This window comes from Bradyrhizobium sp. ISRA430, assembly GCF_029909975.1.
In the GTDB taxonomy this organism is placed as follows: domain Bacteria; phylum Pseudomonadota; class Alphaproteobacteria; order Rhizobiales; family Xanthobacteraceae; genus Bradyrhizobium.
This window is the reverse complement of the sequence record NZ_CP094516.1, coordinates 1,279,937-1,289,797: the sequence shown is the minus strand read 5'-3', so window position 1 is coordinate 1,289,797 and position 9,861 is coordinate 1,279,937. Positions and strand designations below refer to the sequence as shown.

The 9,861-nt window shown below is 63.7% G+C and carries 11 protein-coding genes and 1 tRNA gene; 9 read left to right on the top strand and 3 right to left on the bottom strand.

The window, feature by feature from the left end; translation table 11 throughout:
* Positions 1 to 169 precede the first annotated feature (169 nt).
* From MTX21_RS06615 to MTX21_RS06605, 3 genes are all read left to right on the top strand, one after another.
* On the top strand, positions 170 to 835 hold the full coding sequence (locus MTX21_RS06615) for a cold-shock protein (protein ID WP_280964020.1): 666 nt from the start codon (positions 170 to 172) through the stop codon (positions 833 to 835).
* A 151-nt stretch (positions 836 to 986) separates the two neighbouring features.
* Positions 987 to 1,472: a DUF192 domain-containing protein gene (locus MTX21_RS06610; RefSeq protein WP_280964019.1), complete on the top strand. Its 486-nt coding sequence runs from the start codon at positions 987 to 989 to the stop codon at positions 1,470 to 1,472.
* Positions 1,473 to 1,546: 74 nt separating this feature from the next.
* Positions 1,547 to 1,623, top strand: a tRNA-Pro gene (locus tag MTX21_RS06605).
* Positions 1,624 to 1,629: 6 nt separating this feature from the next.
* On the opposite strand, the gene MTX21_RS06600 is transcribed toward MTX21_RS06605, so the two are convergent.
* Positions 1,630 to 1,902 (bottom strand): hypothetical protein, encoded by a 273-nt coding sequence (locus tag MTX21_RS06600; RefSeq protein ID WP_280964018.1) that lies wholly within the window; start codon positions 1,900 to 1,902, stop codon positions 1,630 to 1,632.
* 701 nt (positions 1,903 to 2,603) lie between these two features.
* On the opposite strand from MTX21_RS06600, the gene MTX21_RS06595 reads away from it, so the two are divergent.
* Complete coding sequence (locus MTX21_RS06595) at positions 2,604 to 2,795, top strand: hypothetical protein (RefSeq protein WP_280964017.1); 192 nt, start codon at positions 2,604 to 2,606, stop codon at positions 2,793 to 2,795.
* A gap of 82 nt (positions 2,796 to 2,877) precedes the next feature.
* On the opposite strand, the gene MTX21_RS06590 is transcribed toward MTX21_RS06595, so the two are convergent.
* Entirely contained in the window at positions 2,878 to 4,047 is a 1,170-nt protein-coding gene (locus MTX21_RS06590; RefSeq protein WP_280964016.1) for an OpgC domain-containing protein, read from the bottom strand.
* 250 nt (positions 4,048 to 4,297) lie between these two features.
* Here MTX21_RS06590 and MTX21_RS06585 point away from each other — a divergent pair, with 250 nt between their 5' ends.
* The 3 genes from MTX21_RS06585 to MTX21_RS06575 all read left to right on the top strand — a co-directional run bounded on the left by MTX21_RS06585 (position 4,298) and on the right by MTX21_RS06575 (position 5,745).
* Positions 4,298 to 4,603, top strand: coding sequence for an ETC complex I subunit (locus MTX21_RS06585; protein ID WP_280964015.1), 306 nt, complete (start codon positions 4,298 to 4,300; stop codon positions 4,601 to 4,603).
* 127 nt (positions 4,604 to 4,730) lie between these two features.
* Entirely contained in the window at positions 4,731 to 5,225 is a 495-nt protein-coding gene (locus MTX21_RS06580) for an Lrp/AsnC family transcriptional regulator (protein WP_280964014.1), read from the top strand.
* Between the two features lie 223 nt (positions 5,226 to 5,448).
* Positions 5,449 to 5,745, top strand: a complete 297-nt coding sequence (locus tag MTX21_RS06575; RefSeq protein WP_280964013.1) for a DUF3551 domain-containing protein — start codon at positions 5,449 to 5,451, stop codon at positions 5,743 to 5,745.
* A gap of 128 nt (positions 5,746 to 5,873) precedes the next feature.
* Here MTX21_RS06575 and MTX21_RS06570 read toward each other — a convergent pair whose 3' ends face one another.
* On the bottom strand, positions 5,874 to 6,902 hold the full coding sequence (locus MTX21_RS06570; protein ID WP_280964012.1) for an AraC family transcriptional regulator: 1,029 nt from the start codon (positions 6,900 to 6,902) through the stop codon (positions 5,874 to 5,876).
* Between the two features lie 101 nt (positions 6,903 to 7,003).
* Here MTX21_RS06570 and MTX21_RS06565 point away from each other — a divergent pair, with 101 nt between their 5' ends.
* Entirely contained in the window at positions 7,004 to 8,176 is a 1,173-nt protein-coding gene (locus MTX21_RS06565; protein ID WP_341510378.1) for an isovaleryl-CoA dehydrogenase, read from the top strand.
* Between the two features lie 79 nt (positions 8,177 to 8,255).
* Complete coding sequence (locus MTX21_RS06560; protein ID WP_280964011.1) at positions 8,256 to 9,860, top strand: carboxyl transferase domain-containing protein; 1,605 nt, start codon at positions 8,256 to 8,258, stop codon at positions 9,858 to 9,860.
* Position 9,861 lies beyond the last annotated feature (1 nt).

Genomic DNA, 9,861 nt, shown 5'->3' with positions numbered 1-9,861 from the left:
AGCTGTTCATAGGTCCCGGCGAATCTCTTTTTTGTCTATGCCTCTCAACCGGGAGTGTTATCTTCGATTCGAAAGATTCGCGTCGCGTCTTGCTGGGAAGGTTCTCGATAGACGCGTGATTCGACACCGCCGCTGAGGCGGGTGGCATGGCAGTGTGGGGTCCGGGGTTATGGGGTCGTCGGACGGATTTGAGTCCAAGAAGGTCGGAGTTCCTGCGCCGGGAGGCGCATCGTCGGGCCGGCTTGCGCCAGGCGAGCTCGGTGGTGGCGGCCGGGATGCAGCGCTCAATCCCTTCACCGGACTTGGCGAAGCCGGTGCCAACCTCGTCGAGGTCACCGGCGTCATCAAGTGGTTCGACGCTTCAAAGGGCTACGGCTTCATCGTTCCGGACAACGGTTGGCCGGACGTGCTGCTGCATGTGACGGTGCTGAGGCGCGACGGTTTCCAGACGGCTTACGAAGGCGCACGCGTCGTCGTCGAGTGCATCCAGCGCGTCAAGGGCTATCAGGCGTTCCGGGTGGTCTCGATGGACGAGTCGACCGCGATCCATCCGGCGCAGATGCTGCCGCCACGCACCCACGTGACGGTCACGCCGACCAGCGGACTGGAGCGCGCCCAGGTCAAGTGGTTCAACCGGCTACGCGGTTTCGGCTTCCTGACCTGTGGGGAGGGAACCCCCGATATCTTCGTGCACATGGAGACGCTGCGCCGCTTCGGTATGACCGAATTGCGGCCCGGCCAGTATGTCCTGGTCCGCTATGGGCCGGGCTCCAAGGGCATGATGGCGGCGGAGATCCATCCGGAGACGGGGTCGCCAGGATTGTCTTCCCACTAGACGACTGGATTTCCCACTGGCGTGGGCCGCCAAGTCCCGCAATCGTGAGCAGAGGCGCGCGGCCGGAGCGGACCGCGCGATCTGGCTTTTGTCATGATCGCCGCGTAAGGATGAGCCAGTTCCCACGCCGCCAGGCTATGAGTGCCGTCCCATGAGTTTTGATCGAAAGGCTGTCTGGTCCCGTGCCCGGGGCTGGCTTGCCGCCGTTCTTCTTGTCACCGGTTTTGCGATCGCGAACGCGCCCGTCCGCGCCGCCAGCTTCCAGCCGCTCGAGATCGTCACTAGGAACGGCGTCCAGGTGTTCTCGGTGGAGATGGCGACCACCGAGGAGGAAAAGCAGACCGGCCTGATGTACCGCAAGGAGCTCGCCGACGGCAAAGGCATGCTGTTCGACTTCAACCCCGAGCAGGAAGTGTCGATGTGGATGAAGAACACCTACATCTCGCTCGACATGATTTTCATCCGCGCCGACGGCCGCATCCTGCGGATTGCAGAAAATACCGAGCCGCTCTCGACGAAAATCATCTCGTCTCAAGGGCTTGCGAGGGGTGTTCTGGAGGTGCCGGCGGGCACGGCACAGAAGTACGGCATCCGACCCGGCGACCGCGTCGCCCACCCGCTGTTCGGCAGCAAATAGAGCCGTTTGGCGGGGCCAATGCCAGCCTTGCTGGCGCCCCGGGAAGCGTGTATCGACGGGGCTCGCTGGATATGCGGGGTATAGCGCAGCCTGGTAGCGCGGCAGTTTTGGGTACTGCAGGTCGTTGGTTCGAATCCAGCTGCCCCGACCAGCAATTTCAAGCAATGATCCGGCAAACAGCGATCCGGAAGGTCAGCGCGTGGCGCCCAGGGCGCTGGCGCGGGCCGTTTGATCGCACGTAATCTGTTCCTCTCGGATATTTGGGGTGCGCCTGAACTATCGCTTCGGCGATGTCGATCAGCGCGATTGATTCGTTCAGCACGGCGGCTGCGACGTCGCAGTCGACCGCCACAACGTCTTCCTCGGCAACGTCGTCGACACGCCTAACCAGCGCTCGATCGCAGGCGCCGAAATGCACGCTCGCATGCATGCTTAAACCTTGGCGTTTGTTCTCCGCACAGCGCGACTTCTACGCGGTTTTTCAAGGTATTGGTGCAGACTTGGCGGTACAGAATTCGCGCAGCATCGTCGAACCTTTGAACGTCGCCGGCGACATATTGGTGTTGGGGATTTCAGCGCCCAATGCCTAACGGACGCCGCCGAGCGAGGATACTCCGCTTGTGCGGCGTCGCGCTGTTCAGCGCAGCGCGGGTCAGCTCGAGGCGTACCAACCAGTAGGAAACGGGATCAACGGCCAGGCCCGACGATTGTCGTTGGCGGCTTTCGGCAGTTGATCGGCACCCCGTTCGACGACCGGGGCGGGCGGCGGCTGTACGATCGCCAGATGCAAACATGCACACTGCAAATTCATGGTGATCAATCCGGGCAATACGTTGCTTCAGCAATTCTCGGTCAAATGTCACGCGCTCTCAAAACGGCGCGTCTCGTCTCAAATCAGGCTGGTATTTTAGGAGGGAGACGCCGGCGTTTCAACGGCCGAAACCTGGCTATTCGGGATGAGTAAGGTTGACCGGTTAGGTTAAGGACGGGCCGTTGTTGCGGCGACTTTCGCAAGCGCTATCACATCGGTCACGGCTCGCGACGATGGGCGCCAACCCGCTTCACTCGAGATCGCATTCGTCGCGGCGGTTCGTTTCGTGCGAGTTGTCCGCCAAGGCTTTTCGGTTCGACATGGCTTTCGATTCAAACCCCGGAAATCTCCGTCCCCGATCCGGCTGGACCGAGATCTGGCACCTCTGGACGGTGATCGTGCCGCGGCGCTCGATCAACGGACAGCTTGTGTTCGGCAAGGTCTGGCGCCGGCATGACGGTCGCGACTGGATCTACAAGAAGTTCACCGAGTACAACGACGAAGCGGCCTGAACGCCAACCCCGTTCGGGTGCTCGCACGTGATCGAACCGGCGCGTCCGGGCTGGTTCGGCCGGACGCCGTGCTTGCGCCGGCTCAGCCGGCCTTTGCCGGCGTCGGCTTGGGTGAGGGCGGCTTCAGCGGCTTGTCCTGCCGTTTAGACCAGGAAATGTAGTAGGCGACGGTCGTCATGATCGCGATGCCGGCGATGCTGACGAAGATCTGCGCGAACACCGAGCCCGAGCTCATCGACAGCTCGAAGTGGCCGACGAATGACAGGAATACGCCGACGCAGAACACGGCAAGCGACTGCTGGCCGCACACGATCAAGGGATCGAACACCTTCCATTCCAGGCCCGGCCAATCCTTCGGCACGAAGCGGATCACCAGGATCACGATCACGGCGAAATGGATGAAGCGATAGGGCGCGAGATTGGTCTTGTCGTTCGGGTTGAACGCCGAGAACAGCCATTCCGGCAACATGGCGCCCAAGCTCGGGAAGCGGCCGGCCATGGTCATGATCAGCGCGAACAGGAGGTAGGCGAGGCAGAGCCAGAGCGTGATCTGCGAATTGATCAAGGTCATCGAGCGCCGCGCGCCGCCCATCGCGCACCAGGCGCCGAACACGAACAGCACCTGCCAGCAATAGGGGTTGAAGTACCACTGGCCGGCCGGATAGGCGTTCAGATTCCAGCCGAAATGACGCGCAGCCAGCCACAGCGCGATGGACGCCGCCATCGTCAGGTCGGGCTTGCGCAGCATGAACCAGAGCACCGGGGGAAACAGGCCCATCAGCACGATGTAGAGCGGCAGCACGTCGAGATTGAGCGGCTTGAAGCGCAGGAACAGGCCCTGCCGCAAGGTCTCGGTGGCGTTGTCGACGAGGCCTGCCACGTTGAACTCGTTGATCATCTCTGAATCGCCAAAGCGCAGCGCCAGGTAGCTGATCGAGGCGATGTAGATCACGAACAGAATGATGTGGGCGACATAGAGCTGCCAGACCCGCTTGGTCAGACGGGTGGCGCCGACGATGAAGCCGCGTTCCAGCATCATCCGCGCATAGACGAAGGAGGCGGTGTATCCGGAGATGAAGACGAACAGGTCGGCGGCGTCGCTGAAGCCGTAATTGCGCGTCGTGATCCAGTTCACCACGTTGTCGGGGATGTGGTCGAGGAAGATCGCCCAGTTCGCGACCCCGCGAAACAGGTCGAGCCGCAGGTCGCGTCCCTTTTCCGGGAGCGTTGCACTGATGTTCAGGAAGGCCATGCGAGGGGAGCTTTCGAAGAGGACGGACACGCAGGCATCGGCGGAACAGTGCCGCCGGGCGGGATCCGGACGGAGGCGGGTACGCAATTGTCACGGCGCAGCATAATGACTATACCCTCGGCCAGGTTACCCAGGGGCGGAATCACCAATCAGTTCCCGAATGGTGTCTCTATACTATCCCCGCGGTTTCCACCAACTGCTACCGTGACGCATCAAAATCGACCAAAGTCGCAAGGGGCCCGGCCGACCAATGACCGCACGCATTTTTAAGCCCGCCAAAAACGCGATGCAATCGGGCAAGTCCATGACCCGGGAATGGCAGCTCGACTACGAGCCGGAGCTGCCGCGGGCGGTCGAGCCGCTGATGGGCTGGACATCGTCGGCGGACATGAAGCAGCAGATCACGCTGCGCTTCCTCACCAAAGAGGAGGCGGTCGCCTATTGCGAGCGCAAGGGCATCGCCTACCAGGTGATCGAGCCCAAGGAGCCCCAGCGCCGGCCGGCTGCCTATGCCGACAATTTCTCCTTCCGCCGCGGCGAGCCTTGGACGCACTGAGCCGGACCCGCTGAGCCGGATCCACACCGGCGGTCCCGCCGCCCGAATCCCCTCGTCGAGCCCTTGGCAGCGATTCCGCGCCGTGCTTCGTTGATCCGAGGCATGACGGAATCCTGACGAGGTGGGTATGGCGGGGCGTCACCAGCTCGACGGCGTCGATCTGAAGATCTTATCCGAGCTGCAGCAGGACGGCCGCGTGCGCAACAACGAGCTCGCGCTTCGCGTCGGCGTCTCCGCGCCCAATTGCCTGCGGCGGCTGAAGGCCCTGTTCAGCCGCGGTGTCATCCGGGCGGTCCGCGCCGTCATCGATGAGCGGCTGCTGGGCTTTGAGGTGGTGTCGTTCGTCGCCATACAGCTCGGCAGCCAGGCCCAGCCGGTGCTGGAGGCCTTCGAAAGCTCGATCGCCGCGATCCCGCGCGTCCAGCAGTGCTGGCGGATTTCCGGCGATACTGACTATCTGCTGAAATGCGTGGCGCCGAGCGTCGAGAGCATGCGCCAGCAGCTCCTGCATTTCGCGGCGATGCCGAACGTGAAGAACGTCCGCAGCTTTCCGGTGCTGGGAGTGGCGAAGGACGTGCCATTGCCCGTGCAGGAGATCGCGGAAGTCACCTCGACAGGCTAGCAGCTTTACCGGCGAGGTAGTTGGCAATTTCATTCCAACATTCCAATGGCTTGACCGAAAAGCTTAGTAGATCACCTAACTGTGACATGTGATTTGGGAATTACTGCAATGCGGTGATCCGTGATTGTCGGCCCTGGCCCGCTCCCCACATGCGCGGTGTGAAGCTCGGCGCGCGCCGCACGCCGAGGACGCTTTTGTGGGACCCTGAATCAGGAAAAGACAGATGACCTCGACCTCGAAGACGTTCGTCGCCTCTGCTGCGACGCTGTTTGCGTCCGCGTTTCTCGTGATGACGGCACCGGCCGCTCGTGCAGACGATTACTGCATCACCAACGGCGCCCAAGCCGCTCACGGCTGCGGCTATCCGACGATGGAGGCCTGCCGGTCTGCAGCCGCCGGCATCGGCGGATCGTGTTCACAGAGCGGCGCGAAGAGCACGAACGACTCTCTCGCCTTTCAGCCGAAGCAGTCGCAGTCGCGCACCAAGCTTCGGCCGGGCGCACAAACCAACTCGAACTAACGCAATCGTATCGGATTGAGATCAGTTTCCAGCCATAGCGGTCTCCGAGCTTGTTCTCGGAGGCCGCAAAAGTATGACGCCTGCAACGGTTGAAAGCGAACGCTGTTCGGCCTTCGCATGCGCGCGACCTAACGATATCTGCCGCGAAACTCGCGCGGTGAAGCGCCGGTCCAGGTGCGAAAGGCGCGGGAAAAGCTCTTTTCGTTGCGGAAGCCGGCGAGCTCGGCGATCCGCTTGATCGGCACGCGGCCACGCATCAGCTCCTGCTTGGCGAGCTCGAGCTTGGCTTCCTCCTTCAAGTCGCGCAGCGAGGTCGCTTCCTCGCGCAGGCGGCGATGCATGGTGCGGGTGGAGAGCGCAAGTTCGCTCGCGACGTCTTCGGCGCCCAGGACGCGGCCGCGCGCGCCACGCAGCACGCGGCGGACACGCTCCACCAGCAGTCGGTCGCGCCGATAGGGCAGCACGGTCAGGCGCAGCGCGCCCTTCAGCATGGTGTCGAGGTCGGTGGCGCTGCGGGTGAGCGGCAGCGAGAGATAGTGCTTGTCGAAGACGATGCCGGCGCAGTCCTCGCGGAAGCGGACGTTCTTGCAGAAGATCGTCGGATAGACCGAGACGTGGGGCGGCTCGGGATAAGGAAATTCCGCTTCGCGGAGCGCGATCGCCGAATCGACGGCCCAGCAGGAAAAGCCGAGCACGTAGCGCAGCAGGGTGACGAGGCAGAACTCGCGGCAGGCGCCGAGGTCGCGCAGCTCGCGAACGGCAATGACTGCGGTTTCATCGGCGATCGCGAGCTCGAATAGCACGTCCTCGGTCAGGAGGCGGTGATGCCGGCACCAGCGCTTGAGCGCGACTTCGAGATTAGGCGCGGTGATCGAGGCGCGGCACAGCATGCCATAGGTGCCCCAGGGCAGGCGGCGCGAGAACCAGCCGAGTGCTTCGTCGTCCAGCTCGCGCATGGCGTGGCCCGCCAGCGCCTCGAACTGGGCGGCTGTCACCCTTCCATCCGTCGATTTGACAAGGTCTGCCGTTACCTGGCCCTTGCCGAGGGCCTCGGCCGGGTCGCGTCCGTAGCGATCGTAGGCGGCGACCACGCCGCGGACGAAGGCGGCTGGCGTCATGGCGCGGCGGGGCGTCGCGGTCGCGGCTTGAAAGGTCATGGAAAAATCCTCGCCAAACTTGGCGGAAAATGCAACCTTTTAGACCGCTGTGGCGCCCGCGCGGGGGTAGGTTCGGGCCTGATAAGAACGGAGGAATCGCCTTGAATATCCCGAGCATCGATTTCGATCTGGGCGAAGAGATCACCATGCTGCGCGATACCGTGCGCGCTTTCGTGGAGGCGGAGGTCGCGCCGCGCGCCGCCGAGATAGAGAAGGCAAATCTGTTCCCGGCGGACCTCTGGAAGCGCCTCGGCGACCTCGGCCTGCTCGGCATGACGGCGCCCGAGCAGTATGGCGGCTCCAACATGGGCTATCTCGCCCATATCGTCGCCATGGAGGAGGTTTCACGCGGCTCGGCCGCGGTGGGGCTGTCCTACGGCGCCCATTCCAACCTCTGCGTCAATCAGATCCGCCGCAATGGCAACGAGGTGCAGCGGCAGCGCTATCTGCCGAAGCTGATCTCCGGCGACTATGTCGGCGCGCTTGCGATGTCCGAGCCCGGCGCTGGCTCCGACGTCGTCTCCATGAAGCTGCGCGCCGACAAGCGCGGCGACCGTTACGTGCTCAACGGCTCGAAGATGTGGATCACCAATGGCGGCGATGCCGACGTGCTCGTCGTCTACGCCAAGACCGATCCTGAGGCCGGGCCGCGCGGGATGACCGCGTTTCTGATCGAGAAGGGCTTCAAGGGCTTCACCCACGGCCAGCATCTCGACAAGCTCGGCATGCGCGGCTCCAACACCTATCCGCTGTTCTTCGACGAGTGCGAAGTGCCGGAAGAAAACGTGCTCGGGGGCGTGGGCGAGGGCGTCAAGGTCCTGATGTCGGGCCTCGACTACGAACGCGCGGTGCTGTCCGGCGGCCCGCTCGGCATCATGGCGGCCTGCATGGACGTGGTCGTGCCTTACATGCACGAGCGCAAGCAGTTCGGCCAGCCGATCGGCGATTTCCAGCTCATGCAGGGCAAGCTCGCCGACATGTATTCGACCTGGCAGGCCACGCGCGCCTATGTCTACGCCGTGGGGCGCGCCTGCGACCGTGCCAACCATGCGCGCAGCTTACGCAAGGACGCCGCCGCCGCGATCCTCTATTCCGCGGAGAAGGCCACGTGGATGGCGGGCGAGGCGATCCAGGCGCTCGGCGGCGTCGGTTACACCAGCGAGTTTCCCACGGGACGTCTTTGGCGCGATGCCAAGCTCTACGAGATCGGCGCCGGCACCTCGGAGGTTCGTCGCATGCTGATCGGCCGCGAGCTGATGGCGGAGACGACGTAGCCTCCACGCGATTGGAATTGCCGCGAAACGGGTCCAACCTGTCGCGGCGTCTCACCACATTCAGCAGCCCCGGGACCACATGCCGCTCCATTCCAGCATCGATCCATCGTCCTCAGATTTCGCTCGCAACGCCGATGCCATGCGCGCGCTCGTCGCCGACTTGCGCGAAAAGCTGGGCCAGGTAGCCGGCGGCGGCGGCGAGGCTTCGCGCAACCGCCACACTGCGCGCGGCAAGATGCTGGCGCGCCAGCGCGTCGACCTTTTGGTCGATCCCGGCACCTCGTTCCTGGAGCTGTCGCCGCTCGCCGCCTACGGCCTCTATGGCGGCGACGTGCATTCGGCGAGCATCGTGACTGGCGTGGGGCGTATCTCGGGCCGCGAATGCGTGATCGTCGCCAACGATGCCACCATCAAGGGCGGCACCTACTACCCGATGACGGTGAAGAAACATCTGCGCGCGCAGGACATCGCGCGGCAGAACAATCTGCCTTGCGTCTACATGGTGGATTCCGGCGGCGCCTTCCTGCCGCTCCAGGACGAGATCTTTCCGGACGAACGGCACTTCGGCCGCATCTTCTACAACCAGGCCCAGATGTCGTCGCAAGGCATCCCGCAGATCGCGATTGTGATGGGCTCCTGCACCGCCGGCGGCGCCTACGTGCCGGCGATGTCGGACGAGAGCATCATCGTGCGCAACCAGGGGACGATCTTCCTCGGCGGCCCGCCGCTGGTGAAGGCTGCCACCGGCGAGGTGGTGAGCGCGGAGGAGCTCGGCGGCGCCGACGTGCATTCGCGCCAGTCCGGCGTCACCGACCATTACGCGCAGAACGATGCCCATGCGATCGGCATTGCCCGGCGTATCGTCGGAACGCTGAAGCCGTCGGCGCGGCCGAACCTCAACATGCACCCGCCGCGCGATCCGCTGTTTGCGGCGGAAGAGATTTACGGCGTCGTACCCGTCGACGGCCGCAAGCCCTTTGACGTGCGCGACATCATCGCCCGTGTCGTCGACGGCTCCGAGTTCGACGAGTTCAAGAAGCTCTACGGCACGACGCTGGTCTGCGGCTTCGCCCACATCTGGGGTTTTCCGGTCGGCATCATCGCCAACAACGGCATCCTGTTCAGCGAGAGCTCGCTCAAGGGCGCGCATTTCATCGAACTGTGCTGCCAGCGCGGCATTCCCCTCGTGTTCCTGCAGAACATCACGGGCTTCATGGTCGGCAAGAAGTACGAGGCGGGTGGCATCGCGCGCGATGGCGCGAAACTCGTGACGGCGGTAGCGACCGCCTCGGTGCCGAAATTCACCGTCGTGATCGGCGGCTCCTACGGCGCCGGCAATTACGGCATGTGCGGCCGCGCCTACGGCCCTCGCTTCCTTTGGATGTGGCCGAATGCCCGTATCTCCGTGATGGGCGGCGAGCAGGCGTCCATGGTGCTCAGCCAGGTCCGACGCGACAACATCGAGGCCAAGGGCGATAGCTGGTCGAAGGAGGAGGAAGAGAAATTCCGCAGCCCGATCCGCGCGCAATATGAGAGCCAGGGCCATCCTTACTATGCGACGGCGCGGCTGTGGGACGATGGCGTGATCGACCCTGCCGACACCCGGCTCGTGCTCGGCCTCGGCCTCTCGGCGGCGTCGAATGCGCCGATCGAACCGACGAAATTCGGCCTGTTCAGGATGTGAC

Bases quoted from the DNA above. Each gene is read 5' to 3' on its own strand.
- MTX21_RS06610 (WP_280964019.1), top strand. From the start codon at position 987: ATGAGTTTTGATCGAAAGGCTGTCTGGTCCCGTGCCCGGGGCTGGCTT.
- MTX21_RS06585 (WP_280964015.1), top strand. From the start codon at position 4,298: ATGACCGCACGCATTTTTAAGCCCGCCAAAAACGCGATGCAATCGGGC.
- MTX21_RS06590 (WP_280964016.1), bottom strand. From the start codon at position 4,047: ATGGCCTTCCTGAACATCAGTGCAACGCTCCCGGAAAAGGGACGCGAC.
- MTX21_RS06600 (WP_280964018.1), bottom strand. From the start codon at position 1,902: ATGCATGCGAGCGTGCATTTCGGCGCCTGCGATCGAGCGCTGGTTAGG.
- MTX21_RS06570 (WP_280964012.1), bottom strand. From the start codon at position 6,902: ATGACCTTTCAAGCCGCGACCGCGACGCCCCGCCGCGCCATGACGCCA.
- MTX21_RS06575 (WP_280964013.1), top strand. From the start codon at position 5,449: ATGACCTCGACCTCGAAGACGTTCGTCGCCTCTGCTGCGACGCTGTTT.
- MTX21_RS06580 (WP_280964014.1), top strand. From the start codon at position 4,731: ATGGCGGGGCGTCACCAGCTCGACGGCGTCGATCTGAAGATCTTATCC.
- MTX21_RS06595 (WP_280964017.1), top strand. From the start codon at position 2,604: ATGGCTTTCGATTCAAACCCCGGAAATCTCCGTCCCCGATCCGGCTGG.
- MTX21_RS06615 (WP_280964020.1), top strand. From the start codon at position 170: ATGGGGTCGTCGGACGGATTTGAGTCCAAGAAGGTCGGAGTTCCTGCG.
- MTX21_RS06560 (WP_280964011.1), top strand. From the start codon at position 8,256: ATGCCGCTCCATTCCAGCATCGATCCATCGTCCTCAGATTTCGCTCGC.